This is a genomic window from Actinomadura sp. NPDC048394 (assembly GCF_040651755.1).
GTDB lineage: Bacteria > Actinomycetota > Actinomycetes > Streptosporangiales > Streptosporangiaceae > Spirillospora > Spirillospora montaniterrae.
In genome coordinates this window covers 153535-172493 of sequence record NZ_JBEZJL010000007.1, presented here as the reverse complement: position 1 = coordinate 172493, position 18959 = coordinate 153535, and the positions used below count along the sequence as shown (strand labels likewise).

General features: G+C 74.7%; 16 protein-coding genes. 10 read left to right on the top strand and 6 right to left on the bottom strand.

The features are described 5' to 3' along the window. Positions 1-15: 15 nt before the first annotated feature. From AB0C78_RS06810 to AB0C78_RS06790, 5 genes are all read left to right on the top strand, one after another. Positions 16-1197, top strand: a complete 1182-nt coding sequence (locus tag AB0C78_RS06810; RefSeq protein WP_151544107.1) for a helix-turn-helix domain-containing protein — start codon at positions 16-18, stop codon at positions 1195-1197. Positions 1198-1288: 91 nt separating this feature from the next. Further along, entirely contained in the window at positions 1289-2203 is a 915-nt protein-coding gene (locus tag AB0C78_RS06805; protein ID WP_360742765.1) for an ACP S-malonyltransferase, read from the top strand. After that, on the top strand, positions 2200-3165 hold the full coding sequence (locus AB0C78_RS06800; RefSeq protein ID WP_360742762.1) for a beta-ketoacyl-ACP synthase III: 966 nt from the start codon (positions 2200-2202) through the stop codon (positions 3163-3165). The genes AB0C78_RS06805 and AB0C78_RS06800 overlap by 4 nt, the downstream gene beginning before the upstream one ends. Positions 3166-3222: 57 nt before the next feature. After that, entirely contained in the window at positions 3223-3474 is a 252-nt protein-coding gene (locus AB0C78_RS06795) for an acyl carrier protein (protein ID WP_151544105.1), read from the top strand. 151 nt (positions 3475-3625) lie between these two features. Continuing rightward, positions 3626-4933, top strand: coding sequence for a beta-ketoacyl-[acyl-carrier-protein] synthase family protein (locus AB0C78_RS06790; protein ID WP_360742758.1), 1308 nt, complete (start codon positions 3626-3628; stop codon positions 4931-4933). A gap of 235 nt (positions 4934-5168) precedes the next feature. Here AB0C78_RS06790 and AB0C78_RS06785 read toward each other — a convergent pair whose 3' ends face one another. Then, positions 5169-5663 carry a DUF3145 domain-containing protein gene (locus AB0C78_RS06785; protein ID WP_151544103.1) on the bottom strand — a complete coding sequence of 165 codons (495 nt, stop codon included), beginning with the start codon at positions 5661-5663 and terminating at the stop codon, positions 5169-5171. A 285-nt stretch (positions 5664-5948) separates the two neighbouring features. Here AB0C78_RS06785 and AB0C78_RS06780 point away from each other — a divergent pair, with 285 nt between their 5' ends. The 4 genes from AB0C78_RS06780 to AB0C78_RS06765 all read left to right on the top strand — a co-directional run bounded on the left by AB0C78_RS06780 (position 5949) and on the right by AB0C78_RS06765 (position 10813). Beyond that, the gene (locus AB0C78_RS06780) at positions 5949-7112 is read left to right on the top strand and encodes a S8/S53 family peptidase (protein ID WP_360742754.1); all 1164 of its coding nucleotides are present in this window, start codon (positions 5949-5951) and stop codon (positions 7110-7112) included. A 100-nt stretch (positions 7113-7212) separates the two neighbouring features. Further along, positions 7213-7761: a sigma-70 family RNA polymerase sigma factor gene (locus AB0C78_RS06775; RefSeq protein WP_360742751.1), complete on the top strand. Its 549-nt coding sequence runs from the start codon at positions 7213-7215 to the stop codon at positions 7759-7761. Then, positions 7758-8222, top strand: coding sequence for a hypothetical protein (locus AB0C78_RS06770; RefSeq protein ID WP_360742748.1), 465 nt, complete (start codon positions 7758-7760; stop codon positions 8220-8222). The genes AB0C78_RS06775 and AB0C78_RS06770 overlap by 4 nt, the downstream gene beginning before the upstream one ends. Further along, positions 8219-10813 carry a CHAT domain-containing protein gene (locus AB0C78_RS06765; RefSeq protein ID WP_360742745.1) on the top strand — a complete coding sequence of 865 codons (2595 nt, stop codon included), beginning with the start codon at positions 8219-8221 and terminating at the stop codon, positions 10811-10813. Before AB0C78_RS06770 ends, AB0C78_RS06765 begins: the two co-directional genes overlap by 4 nt. A gap of 52 nt (positions 10814-10865) precedes the next feature. Here the strand turns inward: AB0C78_RS06765 and AB0C78_RS06760 are convergent, their stop codons facing one another. The 4 genes from AB0C78_RS06760 to AB0C78_RS06745 all read right to left on the bottom strand — a co-directional run bounded on the left by AB0C78_RS06760 (position 10866) and on the right by AB0C78_RS06745 (position 16725). Next, entirely contained in the window at positions 10866-11696 is an 831-nt protein-coding gene (locus AB0C78_RS06760; protein WP_225992149.1) for a sulfurtransferase, read from the bottom strand. Between the two features lie 239 nt (positions 11697-11935). Further along, positions 11936-13060, bottom strand: coding sequence for a nucleotide pyrophosphatase/phosphodiesterase family protein (locus AB0C78_RS06755; RefSeq protein ID WP_360742741.1), 1125 nt, complete (start codon positions 13058-13060; stop codon positions 11936-11938). A 73-nt stretch (positions 13061-13133) separates the two neighbouring features. Next, the gene (locus AB0C78_RS06750) at positions 13134-13715 is read right to left on the bottom strand and encodes a DUF5998 family protein (RefSeq protein WP_151544098.1); all 582 of its coding nucleotides are present in this window, start codon (positions 13713-13715) and stop codon (positions 13134-13136) included. Between the two features lie 556 nt (positions 13716-14271). Further along, positions 14272-16725 carry a GNAT family N-acetyltransferase gene (locus tag AB0C78_RS06745; RefSeq protein ID WP_360742737.1) on the bottom strand — a complete coding sequence of 818 codons (2454 nt, stop codon included), beginning with the start codon at positions 16723-16725 and terminating at the stop codon, positions 14272-14274. Positions 16726-16890: 165 nt separating this feature from the next. Between AB0C78_RS06745 and AB0C78_RS06740 the strand changes: the two genes are divergently transcribed. Next, complete coding sequence (locus AB0C78_RS06740; protein WP_151540341.1) at positions 16891-17814, top strand: sugar kinase; 924 nt, start codon at positions 16891-16893, stop codon at positions 17812-17814. 27 nt (positions 17815-17841) lie between these two features. Here the strand turns inward: AB0C78_RS06740 and AB0C78_RS06735 are convergent, their stop codons facing one another. After that, on the bottom strand, positions 17842-18879 hold the full coding sequence (locus AB0C78_RS06735) for a LysR family transcriptional regulator (protein ID WP_360742734.1): 1038 nt from the start codon (positions 18877-18879) through the stop codon (positions 17842-17844). Between the last annotated feature and the right edge of the window lie 80 nt (positions 18880-18959).

Below are 18959 nucleotides of genomic sequence, written 5' to 3'. Positions count from 1 at the left end.
TGGCACTCTGGGGAGGTGGACACCGCAAGCGAGGCCGAGATCCGCGAGCAGACCACCCAGCGCCTGGAGAAGGCGATGGGCACGTTCGGCACCGCGGCGCTGACCAGCATGGAGGAGCAGCTCCCCTGGTTCCGGCGGATGCCGCCGGACCAGCGCTCCTGGATCGGGCTGGTCGCGCAGGCGGGCATCGCCGCGTTCGTCGAGTGGTTCAAGAGCAACGAGAGGACCCGGCCCGCGATCGCCGGCGAGGTGTTCGGCACCGCGCCCCGCGAGCTGCTGCGCTCCATCAAGCTGCACCACACCATCGACATGATCCGGGTGATCATCGAGGTGGTGGAGACCCGCCTCGACGAGCTGGCCGCGCCCGGCGGCGAGGCCCAGCTCCGCGAGGCCATCCTGCGCTACACCCGGGACGTGGCGTTCGGCGCGGCGCAGGTGTACGCGCGCGCCGCCGAGACCCGCGCCGCCTGGGACGCCCGCCTGGAGGCCCTCGTCGTCAACGCGGTGCTGCGCGGCGAGGTCGACGACGGCATGCACTCCTGGGCCGCGGCGCTCGGCTGGACGTCCAAGCCCGTCACGGTGATCGCCGGGTACACCCCGGAGGACGAGGAGCCCGAGGTCACCATCGACCAGATGCAGCTGGCCGCCCGGCGCGCCCGCGCCGACGTGCTCGCCGGCGTGCACGGCCACCGGGTCATCGTGGTGGTCGGCGGCGACGCCGACCCGATGGAGGCGGCCCGCCCCATCGCCGCCAAGTGCGGGCCGGGCCCCGTCGTGGTCGGCCCGAAGGTCGGCGACCTGTACGACTCGACCAAGTCCGCGCAGGCCGCCGTCGCCGGGCTGCGCGCCGCGGCCGGCTGGCCGGACGCGCCGCGGCCCGTCCCGGCGACCGAGCTGCTGCCCGAGCGGGCCCTCGACGGCGACGCCGAGGCCCGCCGGTACCTGGTGGAGGGTGTCTACAACCCGATGCTCGCCGCCGGCGCCCCGCTGCTCGACACCCTCACCACCTACCTGGAGCAGGGGTCGTCACTGGAGGCGACCGCCCGGCTGCTGTTCGTGCACCCGAACACGGTCCGTTACCGGCTGCGTCGCGTCACGGAGCTCACCGGCCTCGCGCCGACCGACGGACGCAACGCGTTCACGCTCCGCATCGCCCTGGTCCTGGGCCGCTTCGCCGCCCGCCCGCCCCGCGCATAACGGGCTTGTAGGGGTCGTACAAAGGGCCCGGACCAAACTTCGTCGCGATCGGCATCGAGAGGAATGGGGCGTTCGCGAAAGGCTGGACGCCGTGATTCTCCTCGCATCGCCCGGCCAGGGCGCCCAGACCCCCGGCTTCCTTCAGCCATGGCTAGAGATACCCGGAGTCGCCGACCGCCTGGCCTGGTGGTCGGCCGTCACCGGGCTGGACCTGGTCAGGTACGGGACGACCGCCGACGCCGAGGAGATCCGCGACACCGCCGTCGCGCAGCCGCTGCTGGTCGCCGCCGCGCTCGCCGCCTACGAGGTGCTCTACGAGGACGGCGTCCCCGGCGCCGTCGCGGGGCACAGCGTCGGCGAGCTCGCCGCCGCCGCGATCGCCGGGGTGCTGTCCCCCGAGGCCGCGCTGGTGCTCGTCCGGGAGCGGGGCCGCGCCATGGCCGAGGCCGCCGCCGTCACCGAGACCGGCATGACGGCCGTGCTCGGCGGCGACGCCGACGAGGTGCTCGCCGCGATCGACAAGCAGGGCCTCACCCCCGCGAACGTCAACGGCGCCGGCCAGGTCGTCGCCGCCGGGACGATGGAGAAGCTGGCGAAGTTCGCCGACGAGCCCCCCGCGAAGGCACGGCTGCGGCCGCTGTCGGTCGCCGGCGCCTTCCACACCGAGCACATGGCCCCCGCCGTCGACACCCTCCGCCGCCTCGCCCCCGGCGCCCCCGTCGCCGACCCCCGCACGAAGCTGCTGCAGAACCGCGACGGCGCCGTCGTCGCGTCCGGCCGCGACTTCGTCGCGCGCCTCGTCGAGCAGGTCAGCGCCCCCGTCCGGTGGGACGCGTGCATGGCGACGATGCGCGAGATCGGCGTCACCGGCATCATCGAGCTGCCCCCGGCCGGGACGCTCGTCGGGCTCGCCCGGCGCGAGCTGAAGGGCGTCGAGCTGGTCGCCCTCAAGACCCCCGGCGACCTGGAGAAGGCCCGCGAGCTGATCAAGGCGGACGCGGCATGACCGGGCTGCGCATCCCCGAGGCGGCCGCGGGCGCCCGCATCCTCGCGTTCGGCGACTACCGGCCCGCGCGGATCGTCACCAACGAGGAGCTGTCGCGGACCGTCGACACCAACGACGAGTGGATCCGCACCCGCGTCGGCATCCAGGAGCGGCGGATCGCCGGCGACGACGAGGGCATCGTCGAACTCGGCGTGCACGCGGGCGGCAAGGCCCTCGCCAACAGCGGCCTCGACCCGTCCGACATCGACCTGGTGATCCTCGCGACCTGCTCGGCGGAGTCGCCGATGCCCGGGCACGCGCCGCAGGTCGCGCACCGGCTCGGCATCGACGCGCCCGGCGCCTTCGACCTGAACGCCGCCTGCGCCGGCTTCTGCTACGCGCTCGGCACCGCCAGCGCCGCCGTCCGCGCCGGCAGCGCCCGCAACGTGCTGGTGATCGGGTCCGAGAAGATGTCCCAGTGGATCGACTGGACCGACCGCTCCACCAGCATCATCTTCGCCGACGGGGCGGGCGCCGCGGTCGTCACCGGCAGCGAGTCGCCCGGCATCGGCCCGGTCGTGTGGGGCAGCGCCGGCGAGAACTACGACAAGATCATCATCGACGACCGGCACTCGTTCATCCGGCAGGAGGGCCAGGCGGTGTTCCGCTGGGCCACCACCGCCATCGCGCCGGTCGCGCTGGAGGCGTGCGAGCGCGCCGGGATCGCCCCCGGCGACCTCGCCGCCGTCGTCCCGCACCAGGCCAACCTGCGGATCATCCAGGCCATCGCCCGGAAGATGAAGGCCACCAACGCCGTGGTGGCCGACGACATCGTGCACTCCGGCAACACCTCGGGGGCCTCCATCCCGCTGGCCCTCTCCCGCATGATCGAACGCGGCGACGTGCCGTCCGGCGCCCCCGCCCTCCTGGTGGGGTTCGGCGCCGGACTGTCCTACGCTGCCCAAGTCATCCAGATCCCGTAGGCCGTCACGCCTGCTCGCAGGCTCTGGACCAACCCCATCGAAGGAGAACTCAGAACCATGGCAGTCGCCACCGAACAGCAGATCCTGGACGGCCTCGCCGAGATCATCGACGAGATCGTCGGCATCGACAAGTCCGAGGTCACCCCGGAGAAGAACTTCATCGACGACCTCGACATCGACTCGCTGTCGATGGTGGAGATCGCGGTGGCCGCGCAGGACCGCTTCGGCGTCGAGATCCCCGACGACGAGCTGCGCAACCTGAAGAGCGTCCAGGACGTCATCAACTTCGTCCAGAAGCTCCAGAGCTAGTTCCGGCCGGTGGCCGGGCCGTGCACCGCACGGGCCGGCCGCAGGGAGGGCGCGCCGCCGGGCCGCCCGGACGGGCCCGCACGGGTCCCGCCGGGGATCCGGGCCGGGCGCGCCCTGCCTCCACTCCCCCTCCAGTCCGCAAGGAGCATCTATGAGCAAGAGCCAGACCAGAGTCGTGGTGACCGGTCTCGGTGCAACGACCCCTCTCGGCGGCGACCTGCCGTCGACCTGGTCCGCCCTGCTCGCCGGAGAGTCCGGGATCCGCAGCCTGGACTGGGAGGGCGTCGAGGACCTGCCGGTGCGTTTCGCCGCCACGCTGAAGGTGGACCCGGCCGAGGTGATGCCGAAGCAGTCGCTGCGCCGGCTGGACCGCAGCCAGGCGATCGCGCTGATCGCGGCGCGCGAGGCGTGGACCGACGCCGGTTTCGCGCCGGCGGTCAGCAACAAGACCATGCGCAACGAGGAGCCCGCCGGCGTGCCCGGCGGCTTCGTCGTCGACGGCGACCGGCTGGGCGTCGTCGTCTCCAGCGGCATCGGCGGCCTGCACACCGCGCTGAACAGCTACGACGTGTTCCGCGAGCAGGGCTGGTCGCGGGTGTCGCCGTTCACCGTGCCGATGCTGATGCCGAACGGCGCGTCCGGGCACGTCGGCATCGAGTTCGGCGCGACCGCGGGCTCGCACGCCCTGGTCAGCGCGTGCGCGTCCAGCGGCGAGGCCGTCGGCTACGCCATCGACATGATCCGTGCGGGCCGCGCCGACGTCGTCATCTGCGGCGGCACCGAGTCGTGCATCCACCCGCTGCAGATGGCCTCGTTCGGCCGCATGCGCGCGATGTCGACCCGCAACGACGAGCCGGCGCGCGCGTCCCGGCCGTACGACAAGAACCGCGACGGCTTCGTGCTCGGCGAGGGCGCCGCCATGATCATCCTGGAGTCGGAGGAGCACGCGCGGGCCCGCGGCGCCCGCGTGCAGGGCGTCGCCGCCGGCTGCGGCTACTCCAACGACGCCTACGACATCGTGCTGCCGGACCCGAGCGGCGGCGGCCAGGCCAAGGCGATGCAGCGGGCGCTCGCCGACGCCGGGCTGCGGCCCGAGGACGTCGTGCACATCAACGCGCACGCCACCTCGACCCCGTCCGGCGACGTCGCGGAGCTGAACTCCATCAAGGCGGGTCTCGGCGAGGAGGCCGCCGCGAAGGTCGCCATCACCGCGACCAAGTCGATGACCGGCCACCTGCTGGGCGGCGCCGGCGCGCTGGAGTCGGTGTTCACGATCCTGGCGCTGCGGGACGGCCTCGTCCCGGCGGTCGCGAACCTGGAGGACCTCGACGACGACGTCGACCTGGACATCGTGCGGGACGAGCCGCGCAAGCTCGCGGACGGGCCCGCCGCGGCGCTCAACAACTCGTTCGGTTTCGGCGGCCACAACGTCTCGGTCGCCTTCCAGCGCGCTCTCTGACCGCGCACGCGTCAACGGCCCGGCGAGTCCGAATCGCGGACTCACCGGGCCGTTTCGCATGCTGTGCGCCCTGCTGTGAAGGCGCCGCGTCCGCGCGGGGCGCTCGGTGGGGAGCCGTGCGGGACGCTCCGCGGAGTGCGGGCGCCTTGAAGCCCTGAGGGGCGGCCCTGGACGGGAGCGTGCGAGTTGCGGGACGGGCACGCTCCGCGCGCGGGCCGCCTGGCGGCACCGCGCCTTAAACAGCGGCGTGGAGCCACCGGACCGGGGCGCCGTCTCCGGCGCGCCGGAAGGGCTCCAGCTCGTTGTCCCAGGGCGTGCCGAGGAGCCGGTCGAGCTCGTGCTCCAGGGTCGTCTTGCCGACGGCGGCGTTGGCCATGACGGACCGCAGCCGGTCCTCGGGCACCATGATGTCGCCGTTGGCGCCGATGACGCCGCTGAACACCCCGAGGGACGGGGTGAAGCTGTAGCGGACGCCGTCGCTGCCCGGCGTCGGATCCTCGGTGGCCTCGAACCGCACCAGTTTCCAGTTGCGCAGGGCCGAGGTGATCCCTGCCGCGGTGCCCGGCCTGCCCTCCCAATGAAGCTCGGCGCGCAGCGTCCCCGGCGCGGCCGCCTGATCAGCCCACTCAAGGGAAACGGGCACGCCGAGAACACCTGCGGCGGCCCACTCGATGTGCGGGCTCAGCGCAGGTGGCGCGGAGTGGACGTAGAAAACGCCACGTGCGGTCACCGGACCTCCTGGATCTGTACCGAGGCTCGTCTTCCCCTACGGCCTCGTACGTCCCAAGACGGCGTCCGCGTCCCTCATTGTGCATCATCGGCCCCGGTCGCACCACCGTGAGTGGGCCGTTTGCCGAACCCTTGACCACACGATGCGCACCGTTCACCGGCCTCGGCCGACCAGCGTAGGCCCTCGCACGGCCGCGGCGCCGCCGATTCGGCGCGTTCGGTCATCACCTTCCGTCCGCGCTCCGGCACGATGAGTGGCGGGTCCGTGGTAGGGGGAGGATGGGCGATGCTCGACAAGGAGGCGCGGCTGGAACGGCTGCTGGTGCGGCACCGTGACGCGATGGTGGTGGAGCCGGTGCCGGGGCGGCGGACGCTGGTGCGCCGCGACCAGGTACTCGTCTCCGGACGGGACGCCGGCGCCGCGCAGAGCCTCGTGCGGCGCTGGTGCGACGCGCGGGAGGACGAGCCGGGCGCGACGCGGCTGCGGCTGCGGCCGTCCGCGAAGGTGGACGTGTGCGAGCTGGCCGCGCAACTGTCCGGTGGTGGCCGCCATCGGACGCTGAGCGTGTCGCCGAACCATCTCGTCCACGGGCAGCCGATGTGGTGGAGCGGTCCGGCCGACCGGCCGCGGCCGGCGCCGCCGCTGCCCGCGCCGGTCGCGGCGGGCGCGCGCCGGGACGTGACGGTCGCGATCCTGGACACGGGACTGTCGCCGCACCCCTGGTACGAGGACACCGCGTGGTTCCGCGAGCAGCGCGACGAGGTGGCGGAGGTCCTCGACGCCGACCTGGACCTCGAACTGGACGCGCAGGCGGGGCACGGCACGTTCATCGCGGGGGTGGTGCTGCGGCACGCGCCGACGGCGCGGCTGCGGGCGCTGCGTGTCATCGGCGGGGACGGCGTCGGCGACGAACTGGACGTCATCCGGGCGCTGACCCGGCTCGCGTCCTGGGGGTGCGCGGACGTGGTGAACATCTCGCTCGGCTGCCACACCTTCGACGACCGCCCGTCGCCCGTGCTGGCGAGGGCGATCGCGGCGCTCGGCCGCCGGACGGTGGTGGTGGCGTGCGCGGGGAACACCGCTAGCGAGCGCCCGTTCTGGCCGGCCGCGATGAAGCCGGTCATCGCCGTCGCGGCGCTCGACGGGGACGACCGGGCCTGGTTCTCCAACTACGGCTGGTGGGTGGACGCCTGCGCGCCGGGGGTGGACGTCGCGAGCACGCACGTCTGGTTCGACGGCCCGCGCGCCCCCTCCGGAGGTACCGATGCGGACCGGTTCGAGGGGTACGCGACGTGGAGCGGGACATCGTTCGCGGCACCCGCGGTGGCGGGACGGATCGCGGGGCTCGCCGCGGCGGAGGGGCTGGACGCGCCGTCCGCGGCCGACCGGGTCCTCGATCCGGCGCGCTGCGTCACGCTTCCCGACCTCGGCGTACTCATCAGTTCTTGAGCACGGTCCGATGGCGAAGCGGTAACCGCGCACGGAGCGTCGTCAATTTCCCACTTAAGGTGATCAGCTCATGTCAGGCGATCACGTGGCGGGAGACCTCTTGGCGACTCTGCAGGACGACGGGACTATGCAGGACGACGATACGAGCGCGCTGGTGGAGCGGGCCCGGGACGGCGACGGCGCCGCATGGGCGGGGCTGGTCGAGCGGTACACCCCGCTTCTGTGGTCGATCGCCCGCGCGCACGGGCTGGGCGACGCGGACGCGGGCGATGTGGTGCAGACGTCCTGGCTGCGGCTGGTGGAACGGATCGACGCGCTCGACGACCCGTCGGCGGCGGGATGCTGGCTGGCGACGACGGCCCGCAACGAGTGCAGGGCGCTGCTGCGGCGGCGGACCCGCGACCTCGCGCCGGTGCCGTTCGGCGCGCGCCACCCGTCCGGGCCGGACGAGGTGGCGGCGGTCCGGGACCGTCTCGGCCGGGTCGGCGCCGCGCTGGAGGCGCTCCCCCGCCGCTGCCGGACGCTGCTGCGGCTGTTCGCGCAGGCCGCGAGCTACGCGGAGCTGGCGGCGGCGCTGGGCATCCCGGTCGGCAGCGTCGGCCCGACGCGGGCCCGCTGCCTGGCCGCGCTGCGGAGGCTCGTCCCGTGAACGACGAGGAGCTGATGGCGGGGGCGCGGGCGGCGTTCGACGTCCTCGACCCGGTGCCGGATGGCGTGCTCGCGGCGGCGCGTTCGGCGCTCGCGTGGCGGACGCCGGCGGCGGCGCTGGCGGAGCTGCGTCATGACGGGGCAGTGCGTCCGGCGGTGGGCGTGCGGGGCGGGACGGGACGGTCGCTGACGTTCGGCTGCGCGGCCGAGCCGGCGGCCGGGCCGGCGGTGGAGATCGAGGTCACCGGCGAGGGGCGGCACCGCGAGATCACCGGACGGCTCGTCCCGCCGGCGAGCGCCGAGATCGTCGTCCGGCACCGTGACCTCCCGGCGGGCCGCGCGGCGGGGCGGACCGGGCCGACCGGCATGTTCTGCCTTCCGGACGTGCCGGAGGGGCTGGTCAGCCTGCTGTTCCGGCTGCCGGGCGGGGCGTCGGTCGTCACGAGCTGGGTCCGCGTATGAGCGGCGAGGACGAGCGGGCGCTGCTGTGGCTGGCGGCGATCGACCCGGCGACCGCGCACGCCCGCGCGACGGCGCTGCTGGAGCGGGGCGACGACATCCTCGCGCTGCGGATCGCGGGCCTGGCGTGCAAGGAGCTGGGTCACTTGGAGGAGGGATTGGCCTTCTTGTATCGGGCCCTCGATCTGGCGACCGGGCGGGAGACGACCCCCGCGACGTCCGATGAGGGCGAATGGCCCGTCTTCGACGAAGACTCGTGGACGGGTGACACGCGTCCAGACCCGTACGCGGCCGCCAAGGTCCGGATGAACCTGGTGGGTCTCTTGGCCGCGCGCGGAGATCTCACGGGGGCGCTGGTACACGCGGAGGAAGCGAAGACCGTCCTGCACGGCGAGGACGCGGACCGGCTGGCGGCCAACAAGGCCTGCGCATTGGCCCGCGCAGGCCGGGTCACGGAAGCGCACGACGTCGCCGAGCGCGCGCTCGCGGGACTGCGGAAGGGGCATGACCGGGCGGCGCTCAACGGGCTGTTGACCAACATCGGGCTCGCGCGGGTGATGCAGGGCGACTTCGGCGGTGCCGAGAAGGCGCTCGCGGAGGCCGTCGCGGTCGGCGAGGCCGCCGGGCTGCGGCATCAGACGGCGATGGCCAAAGGCAACCTGGCGTTCGCGGTGTCGCGGCGCGGGGACGTCCCGCGCGCGCTCCGGCTGTACGCGGAGGCCGAGCCGCTCCTGGCCGGAGAACGGCTGGCGCAGTGCCGCCTCGACCAGGCGGAGACCCTCATCATGGCGGGCCTGCCGAGGGAGGCCCGGCCGCTCCTCGACGCGGCCCTGGACGCGGCGAGGGCGCACGGCTACCGGTGCGACGTCGCGGACGCCCTCCTCCTGCGCGCGCATGCCGAACTCGCGGACGGCGATCCCGGGCAGGCCGCCGGGAGCGCCGCGCAGGCGCGGGACGCGTTCGCCGAGCAGGAGCGTCCCGGCTGGATCCCGCTGGCGGAGCAGGTGCTGATCAAGGCGCGCTGGGAGTCCGGCGAGCGGTCCGAGGCACTGCTGGCGGACGCCGCCGCCGCGGCGGACCTGCTCGGCGACGGCGGCTGGGCCGGACCCGCCGCCGAGACCCGCGTCATCGCGGCACGGGTGGCGATGGCACTCGGCAGGCCGCCCGGCCGCCTGCTCGCGGGAGTCGACGGCACGGACGGCCCCGCCGCGGTCCGGATCGCCGGCTGGCACGCGACCGCGCTCGAACGGTCGGCGCGCGGCGACGTCCCCGGCGCGGTCGGCGCCGTCCGCGCCGGGCTGGAGGCGGCCGCGCGGCACGCGGAGGCGTTCGGCGCGCTGGACCTGCGGGCCCGCGCTGCGGGACTCGCGGGCGAGCTGGCCGCGCTCGGGCTCGGCCTCGCCGGGTCCGCGGCGGAGCTGCTGGCCCTGGAGGAGCGGCGGCGCGCCATCGCCCGCCCGGCGCGGCTGCGGCCGCCCGCCGATCCCGAACGGGCCGGGGCGCTCGCGGCGCTGCGGGCACTCAGCGCCGCGCACACCTGCGACGCCGCGCGCGGCGGCGTCCCGTCCGTGCTGGCCGCCGACCTGGCGGACCTGGAGGCCAAGGTCAGCGCGCACACCCGCCGCCGCCCGGGCGGGCCGCCCGGTCCGGAAACGCCGGAGCCCGCCGAGATCGCCGCGGCGCTCGGCGACCGCGCGCTCGTCGAACTCGTCGCCGTCGGCGGCGAACTGCACGCGGTGACCGTCGCCGGCGGCCGGATCCGCAGGCACCGGCTCGGCAACCACGACACCATCGCCCGCGAGACCGGGCTGATCCGCTACGCGCTGGGCCGGCTCGCGGGTGACGACGATCCCGCTGCGCTCGCGGCCGTCGCCGAGTCCGCCGAGCGGCTCGATCGGCTGCTGCTGGCGCCGGTCCTGGCCGACGCTGGCGATCGCGACCTCGTGATCGCCCCGGTCGGGCCGCTGCACGGCCTGCCCTGGGCGGTGCTGCCGTCGCTCGTGGGGCGCCCGTTCACCGTCGTCCCGTCGGCCGCGGCATGGCTGCGCGCCCGGGCGGACCGTCCGTCCGGTGGTCGTACCGTCCTGGTCGCGGGCCCCGGCCTCGCCCATGCCGGGCGCGAGATCGCCGCGTTGCGCGGCGTCCACCCCGGCGCGCTCGTCCTGGACGGCCCGAGCGCGCGCGCCGAACCCGTCCGCGACGCGCTGGACGGCGCCGCGCTCGCCCACATCGCCGCCCACGGCGAGTTCCGCGAGGGCAACGCGCTGTTCTCGCGGCTGCGGCTCGCCGACGGCCCGCTCACCGTCCACGACCTCGACGCGCTCGCGGCGCCGCCCCGCGTCGTGGTGCTGTCGGCGTGCGACATCGGCCGCTCCGACGAGGGCGACGCCGCCGTCGGGATGGCGGGCGTGCTGCTCGCCCTCGGCACCGCCACCGTGATCGCCAGCGTCGTGCCCGTCCGGGACGCCACGACCCCGGAGTTCATGTCGGCGTTCCACACCGGGCTGGCGTCGGGGCTGCCGCCGTCGCGCGCGCTCGCCGCCGTCCCGCGCGCGCCCGGCGTCGCCGGATTCCTCTGCTTCGGCTCAGGATGACGGACGGGCCCGTGGCCGCCGGAGCGTCCCGCGCGGCCACGGACCCGTCCGATCAGGTATCGCCGGTCGCGACCGGATTGCCGGGGTCGGCGACCCAGTTCGACCACGACCCGACGTAGAGGGCCGCGGGGATGCCCGCGAGGTTGAGCGCCAGGATCTCGTGCGCCGCCGTCACCCCGGAGCCGCAGTAGGCGCCGACGTCCAGCGCGTCGGTCGCGCCGAGCTGCGCGAACCGCTCGCGCAGCAGCTCCGGCGGCAGGAACCGGCCGTCCACCCCCACGTTCCCCGACGTCGGCGCGTTCCGCGCGCCCGGGATGTGCCCGGCCACCGGGTCGACGGGCTCGGTCTCACCCCGGTACCGCTCGGCGGCGCGGGCGTCCAGCAGCACCCCGGCCGTCGCGAGCGCCCCCGCCCCCTCGGCGTCCAGCACGGGCAGCCGGCCCGGACGGGCGAAGAAGTCGCCCGGCTTCACGTCCGGCTCCTCGGTCGTGACCGCGTGGCCCGCCTCCGTCCAGGCCCGGTAACCGCCGTTCAGCACGCGGACCTTGTCGTGGCCGAAATAGCGCAGCGACCACCAGACGCGCGCGGCGGACGTGGAGTCGGCGTCGTCGTAGACCACGACGAGCCGGTCCCCCGACACGCCGGCGCGGCGCATCGCGGCCTCGAAGTCACCGGACGCGGGCAGCGGATGGCGCCCCGCCGGCCCCGGCGGCCCGGCCACGTCCCGGTCCAGGTCGACGAACACGGCCCCGGGGAGATGGCCCTTGCGGTAGGAGTCGATTCCCGGCGGCCCCGCCAGATGCCAACGCACGTCCAGCAGGACCAAGGGGGTCTGCCGCCGGAGCAGCCGGTCCAGCGCGGGCACTTCGATGAGAGGGTGCACATCGCCAGTTTGACCTTCGTCGCCCGGATTGAGGAGGGGCTCGGCGGGGTTCGTCACGACCGGCAGCCTACGCACCGCCGCCCCCGGGACACGCCGTGACCAGCACGGATCCCGCGACATCCCAGGTCAGCGCACCCAGGTCGAGGGGCCGGGACGGCGCGCCGCGGGTCCGGAGGCGGGACGGCGCGCCGCGGGCCCGGGGGCGGGGCCACGGGTCAGGGGCGGCACGGTGCCGCGGGTCAGGGGCGGGTCGCCGACAGCAGCGGCACGATCTGCTCGGCGGTGACGAGCGAGCCGTGCATGCCGATCATCCCGTTCAGCCAGGGCTCCCGCTCCGACGCCACGATCGCCAGATCCGCGTGCGGGACCGCGATCACGTCGCCGACCCGCTCCGCCATCCCCGGGGCGAGCGGGCCGAACCAGCCGTCCGCCACCGCCTTCTCGCGCGGCACGACCCACGCCCGGTCGCCGACCATCGCCGTCCACGCGGCGAGGACGTCGTCGTGCGCGCCCGGCTCGCTGTAGACGTACCGGCAGCGCGCGTCGCCGCCGAGCAGGGCCACGCCCTCGCCCAGCTCCGGGACCGTGTCGGCGTCGATCCGCTCCGTCGGGTCGACCATGCCGTGGTCGGCGGTCACGTACAGCGCCGAGCCCGGCGGCAGGACCGCGGCGAGCTCCTGCACGAGGACGTCCACGAACCGCAGCTGGTGCCGCCACTCCGCCGAGCCCACCCCGAACTTGTGCCCGGTCGAGTCGAGGTCCGGGTGGTAGACGGTCACGAGGGACCGGCCGCCGCGCCGCAGCGCCCGCTCGGCCCGCCCGACGAGCTGGCCCAGGCTGTCCGCCGCGAGGTAGTCGGCGCCGCGCGCCGTGGCCCGGCTGAGCGGCGAGTTCCGGTAAAGGCCGAGGGACACGTAGGCCGCCGCCACACCGGCCGCCACGGCCCGCTGGTAGATCGTCGGCGCGGGCTGGAAATGCTCCGGGTCGACCGAGTCGTCCCGCCAGCGCAGGCAGTTCAGCAGCCGCCCGGTGCCCGGGACGGCGACCTGCAGGCCCAGCAGGCCGTGCCCGCCGGGCGGCAGGCCGGTGCCGAGCGACCCGAGGCTGGTGACGGTCGTCGCGGGGAACCCGGCGGTGATCGGGCCGCCGCCCATCGCGGTCAGGTACGGCGCCTCGTCCGGATGGGCGCGCAGCTGTTCCCAGCCGAGCCCGTCGACCAGCAGCACGCAGGCGCGCGGCAGCACCGGCAGGCCCAGCACGTTCACCGCGTCCGGGACGCCCAGCGCCGCCAGCACCGACACCGGGACGTCGGCGAGCGCGCCCGTCCCGTACCGGGGCACGGGCGGCACCGGCGCCCCGCTCATCAGGCGATCACCGGACGCACCGCTCATCGCGCGATCACCGGGCGCCTCCGCGCACCGGGCGGCCGCCGCACGCTCACCGGGCGGTCGCCGCGGACAGCTCCTCGGCGAAGGCCAGCACCTGCGCGACGGCGTCGGCGCCGTCGGCGGCCTCGCTCACCCGCAGCGACAGGTCGTCGGCGGTGACGCTGCCGGTGTAGCCGTGGTCGGCCTCGCAGTTCTCGTCGCCGCAGGTCGCGGGCTCCAGGTCGATGTGCGCGATGGCGCCCCACCCGATCGTCAGGACGACCTCGGTCGGCGGCACCCCCGGCACGTAGGAGGCCGGGTCCGGGACGACCCGCGTCACCGCGACCGACTGGACGCGCTCCAGCTTCACCGCCTCGGTGGTGGTGGACGCGTGCGGGCGCTCCATGCCCTCGCCGGGCGGGTGCTCGTCGGTGTGGCACACCAGCAGCCGGGACGCGGACAGCACCAGCACGGTCACGTGCCGCCGGACCTCCATCGCGGGGTCGAACGTCGCCTCGTGGTGCACGACGTACGCGACGACGCGCTCGTCCCCTATGGCCGACTCGACCGCGTCCGCGACCAGGGCCGGGTAGTAGCCGCTGCGCTCGATCGCCGTGCGCAAACCGTGAGCGGTCGCTCGGGTTTCCCTCATGCCCCTATCCTGCCCTGTCCGGGGCCGGACGCGCACATGCCCGGCGCGGGCCCGGGCACGGGTCGGAGCGCCGGCCCGGGGCGGGCCGACACGCCGACCGGAGCACGGCCCGCACGGGTACCCGAGGGGCACGCGGGTACGGAGGTCCCATGGACGAGAGAGATCCGCTGCCCACCCCGCGGCCGGTGCCCCCGCCGACACCGGACCCGGCCCCCGCACCGGAACCGCTGGTCCCGCCGACCGAGCCGCCGCCCGGCCCGATGCCGGGCCCCGGGCCCCAGCCGCCGCGACCCGTCCCGCCGGGGCCCGCGCCCGACCCGGTCCCGCCCGGCCCGCCGCCGGAGCCGACCCCGCCGGGCCCGGCGCCGCAGCCCACGCCGCCCACGCCGGACCCCGACCCGGTTCCGCCCGGCCCCGAGCCCGACCCGGTCCCGCCGACCCCGGCGCCGAGCCCCCCGCCGCCTCCAGGCCGTCCCTAAAGCCTCCCGGTCGGCCCTAGAGCTGCCAGGCCTGTTCCTAGAGCCGACCCGGTCGGCCCTATAGCCTCCGGGCCGTCCTAGAACTGCCGGAGGCGCCGGGGGCCCAGCTCCGTGCGCGGGCCCAGCGGACGTGCCAGGCGGAGCGCGACGTCGCGCACCGCGACGCCGGACACGTCCGCCATGACCGGGTTCAGTTCGAGCCGCGCCACCTCCGGCAGGTCGTACCCGAGCCGCGAGACCCGCAGCAGCAGCTCCTCCAGGGCCGCGACGTCCACGGGCTGCGCGCCGCGATGGCCGAGCAGCAGCGGCGCCGTCCGGATCGCGCGGATCAGCTCCGCGGCCTCCACGTCGGTGAGGGGCCCCAGGCGGTAGGCGCGGTCGTCGAGGAGGGCTGCGGTCTCGTCGGCGAGGCCGAACGAGACGACGGCGCCGAACGACGGGTCCTCCATGGTCACGACCCGTGTCGGCACTCCCCCGGCGGCGACGTCCGCGGAGATCGAGATGCCGTAGCAGCCGAGCAGCTCGGCGGCCTGCTCCGGCGTCGCCTCTACCGGGTCGCCCGAACCGAGCCAGCCCTCGACCAGTGCCCGCGCGCGCTTGCGGTCCGTTCCGTCGAGCTCGGGCAAGCGGCCTGCGGGGGTCCGTCGCCATTGCGCGTACTGGACCACGTAGGCCAGGGCCCGGACGGCGTCCTCCGGCGCGGCATAGGACGGCACCGAGCCCTCCGCCGCCGTCCCGTCCGGCCCGGTGATCCGCAGGTCGGCCGGCATGCCCTCCGACCCCAGGTACGTCGCCACGATCGGCTTGCTGCCGCCCGCCGCCAGCCGCAGGATCTTCTGCGGGACGCGCAGGTCGTACCCGCCGATCGTGGGCGGGGTGAACAGCGCCACGATCGCGTCCACGGAGTCGTCGGCCAGCGCGCCCGCCAGCGCCGCCTCGTAGTCGTCGGCGTCCGCGCGCGGCCCGAGGTCGACGCGCGGGCGGACCTCCAGGCCCAGCGCGACCGCCGCGTCCTGCGCCAGCAGCCCCAGCGAGTCGGAGTTGTCGATGATCGCGATCCGGTCGCCGGACGGCAGCGGCTGGTAGGCCAGCAACTGCGCCACGTCGAACAGCTCGGCCAGGTCCTCCACCCGGATCAGGCCCGCCTGCTGGAACAGCGCGCTCACCGCGTGGTCGGGCAGCGTCAGCGCGCGCGCCGCGTGCCCGATCGGGACGCCCTGCGTGCTGCGGCCGCTCTTCACCGCCACGATCGGCTTACGGCGGCCCAGCCTGCGCGCCAGCCGCGCGAACTTGCGCGGATTCCCCAGCGACTCCAGATAGAGCAGGACGGCCTTGGTCGCCGGGTCCTCCTCCCAGTACTGCATCAGGTCGTTGCCGGACACGTCCGCCCGGTTCCCCGCCGACACGAACGTCGACAACCCAAGGCCGCGCTCCGCCGTCCGCTGCAGGATCGCGATGCCGAGCGCGCCCGACTGGGAGAAGAAGCCCACCGGGCCACGGCCCGGCATGGTCGGCGCCAGCGTCGCGTTCAGCCGCACGTCCGGGTCCGTGTTGGCGATGCCGAGGCAGTTGGGGCCGACCACCCGCATCCCGTAGGCGCGGGCCAGCCGCACCAGCTCCTCCTGGTCCGCTCGTCCCTCCGGGCCCGTCTCACCGAACCCCGACGACACGACGACCAGGCCCCGCACGCCCTTCCCCGCGCACTGCTCCACGACCTCGCGGACCGCGTCCGCGCGGACCGCGACCACCGCCAGGTCCACATCGTCGGGAATGTCCAGGACGGACGCGTAGGCCCGCACCCCCGCCACCGCCGTCGCCGTCGGATGCACCGGATACACCGGCCCGCTGAAGTCCCCGCTCAGCAGGTTCCGCAGGACGGTCTGCCCCACGCTGTGCTCCGCGCGGCTCGCCCCGACCACCGCGACCGACGACGGGAACAGCAGCCGCTGGATCGACCGCGACTCCGCCCGGTGCTCGCGCGCCGCCATCACCTCCACCGACGTCTCCGTCGGCTCCAGGTCCAGGACGAGCTCGATCACGCCCTCCTCGAACCGCTGCTCCGCCTGGTAGCCCGCCTCCCGGAACACCCGCGTCATCCGCCGGTTGTCCGGCAGCACGCTCGCCACGAACCGGCGCACGCCCCGCTCCCGCGCCGCCGCCGCGATGTGCTCCAGCAGCACCGCGCCCAGCCCCCGCCCCTGATGGGCGTCCTCCACCAGGAACGCGACCTCCGCCGTCTCCGGCCGGTCGCTCAGCATGTCGTACCGGACGACCGCGACCATCTCCTCGCCGATCGTGGCGATCAGCGCGACACGCCGGTCGTAGTCCACTCCCGTGAAGTGCTCGACCTCACGGTCCGTGAGGTACGGGCGCGGCGAGAAGAACCGGTAGTAGATCGACTCCGGCGACAGCCGCGCGTAGAAGACCCGCAGGAGATCGGCGTCCTCGCTCCGGATGGGCCGCAGATGCGCCGTCCCGCCGTCGCTCAGGACGACGTCGGCCTCCCACTGATCCGGATAACCCTCGGTCACGTACCCGAGCGTAAGGCACGCGGCGCCGGCGGCACGCTGAGGAAAAACCCGGGTTCCCGGGTTTCGCTGCGCGTTCGAGACCTAATCGGGGGCCGAGAGCTGTTACGGTCGTCCCACGCCCTGAATGCCGCTCGCGCGGGCCGTGTTGATCGAGGTGATGACTCCATGACGCGCGTGGTCGTGGTCGGCGATCTCATGACAGACACCGTGGCTCGTGCCGCGTACCCTTTGGCGAAGGGCAGCGACACGCCCGCCGCCGTGACGACCCATGGAGGAGGCTCGGGCGCCAACGTCGCGTCCTGGCTCGCCCTGGAGGGGATCGAGGTCGCCTTCGTCGGCCGCCGCGGCTCCGACATCGCCGGCCGCAACCGGGACATGGAGCTGATGGGGTACGGCGTCGACGCCCGCCTCGTCATGGACCAGGAGCGCCCCACCGGGACCTGCGTGGTCATGGTCACCCACAAGGGCGACCGCACCATGCTGTCCGACCCGGGCGCCAACGCCGCCCTCCTCCCCGAGGACGTCGAGCGCTGCAAGGACCTGTTCTCGCAGGGCACCCACCTGCACATGTCCGGCTACTCGCTGATCAACGAGGGCTCGCGCAAGGCCGCCATCCACGCCCTCGAACTCGCCCGCCAGGCGCAGATGTCGGTGTCGGTCGACGGCGGCTCGTCCTCCCCGCTCAAGCGGATGGGCGCCGAGCCGTTCCTGGAGTGGACGCAGGGGGCCCGCCTCCTGGTGGTCACCGCCAAGGAGGCCGAGATCCTCACCGGCCGCGAGAACCCGGCCGCCGCCGCCAAGGTGCTCACGGCCTGGTACCCGCAGGTCGTCATCAAGGTCGGCGAGGACGGCGCGCTCTGGTACACCAACGGCCGGCCCGAGCCCGTCACGGTCGCCGCCGAGCCGGTCGAGAAGGTCGTCGACGGCACCGGCGCCGGTGACGCGTTCATCGCGGGGTTCCTGCCGCCCTGGCTGGACGGCAAGCAGCCCGCCGACGCGCTCACCGCCGGCTGCCGCCTCGCCGCCCAGGCCACCCAGCACCTCGGCGCCCGCCCGTCCCTCGACGTGGTCGACAACCAGATCAAGTAGAGGACGCGGCGCCCGAGCGCCCTTGGCTCAGGCCAGGGGCGTGTAGGTGCGGACGTCCTCGCGGACGGCCGCCCAGAGACGGTTCAGCGGGTGGCCCGCGTCGTAGCGCTCCAGATCGGCGCGCCGGACGAACGCGCCGGTCATCAGCTCGGCCTTCGGCTCCAGGTCGTCGTGCAGGCCGATGGCGCGCAGCGGGACGGCGGCCGGATCGTCGCGTCCCGCCATCCCGCGCCCGATCGAGCCGGTGACGATCATGCAGCCGCGGACGAAGCCGGAGCGCAGCAGCGACAGCCCGTAGTGCACGTCGTCGATGTCGGCGACGACGTTCAGCCGGTCCCGGAACGCGGGGCCGTACCAGGTGGCCAGCAGGTCGGCGACCAGGCCGGCGGGCGGCAGCACCAGCGGGACGCGGCCGAGCCGGCTGGTGCGGACCGGCCCGTCGGGCAGCTCGCTCTCCGGCAGGTTGGTGAGCAGCAGCGCCTGCCCGCGCGCGTACTCGATGACCTCGTACTCCTTCAGCCGCCGGTCGCCCTCCGGCGTGCTGACGATGCTGCCGCACACCAGGTCGACCTGCTTGGTCTCCAGCCGGGACCACAGGTCCTTCGTGCGGACGTGCGCGACCTTGAACTCGACCTCCCGCTGGCGGAACTCCTCCGACACCCGCGCCCAGGCCCGCGACACGATCGGCAGCGTGAACTCGGTGGTGCCGACCGTCAGCATCCGGCCGAGCCGGCGGCGGCTCCAGTGGATCGACTCCAGCCAGTTCTCGATGGTGGTCCGCGCCAGCTCCACCGTCGTCTCGCCCGTCGGGGTGAACAGGAAGTCCTTCCCGCGCCCCTGCCGGACGGTCAGCACCTCCCCGCACAGCGCCTGGCTGTTGCGGTTGAGGGTGTCGAGCTGCTTCTGGACGCTGGACTGCTCCCGCCCGAGCGCCCGCGCGGCGCGCAGCGCGGACCCCGTCTCGTGCACCACCAGCAGCGTGCGGAGCTGGTCGAACGTGGTGTCCAGCAGGCCGGGAGGGCAGTCGAGCAGCGCGTCGAGGGTCGATGACACGGGGAGGGACATTACTACCTGCTCCTTCGCCCCGCTGAAATGGCCGTCCGTTCATTTGAGCGGGAAATGATGACATTTCCCGCTCAACTTAT

What these genes read in the sequence shown, in the direction of transcription:
- AB0C78_RS06755 (WP_360742741.1), bottom strand. Translation starts at nt 13,060, where the DNA reads ATGAGCGGGGCGCCGGTGCCGCCCGTGCCCCGGTACGGGACGGGCGCG.
- AB0C78_RS06790 (WP_360742758.1), top strand. Translation starts at nt 3,626, where the DNA reads ATGAGCAAGAGCCAGACCAGAGTCGTGGTGACCGGTCTCGGTGCAACG.
- AB0C78_RS06780 (WP_360742754.1), top strand. Translation starts at nt 5,949, where the DNA reads ATGCTCGACAAGGAGGCGCGGCTGGAACGGCTGCTGGTGCGGCACCGT.
- AB0C78_RS06740 (WP_151540341.1), top strand. Translation starts at nt 16,891, where the DNA reads ATGACGCGCGTGGTCGTGGTCGGCGATCTCATGACAGACACCGTGGCT.
- AB0C78_RS06750 (WP_151544098.1), bottom strand. Translation starts at nt 13,715, where the DNA reads ATGAGGGAAACCCGAGCGACCGCTCACGGTTTGCGCACGGCGATCGAG.
- AB0C78_RS06735 (WP_360742734.1), bottom strand. Translation starts at nt 18,879, where the DNA reads ATGTCCCTCCCCGTGTCATCGACCCTCGACGCGCTGCTCGACTGCCCT.
- AB0C78_RS06765 (WP_360742745.1), top strand. Translation starts at nt 8,219, where the DNA reads ATGAGCGGCGAGGACGAGCGGGCGCTGCTGTGGCTGGCGGCGATCGAC.
- AB0C78_RS06795 (WP_151544105.1), top strand. Translation starts at nt 3,223, where the DNA reads ATGGCAGTCGCCACCGAACAGCAGATCCTGGACGGCCTCGCCGAGATC.
- AB0C78_RS06800 (WP_360742762.1), top strand. Translation starts at nt 2,200, where the DNA reads ATGACCGGGCTGCGCATCCCCGAGGCGGCCGCGGGCGCCCGCATCCTC.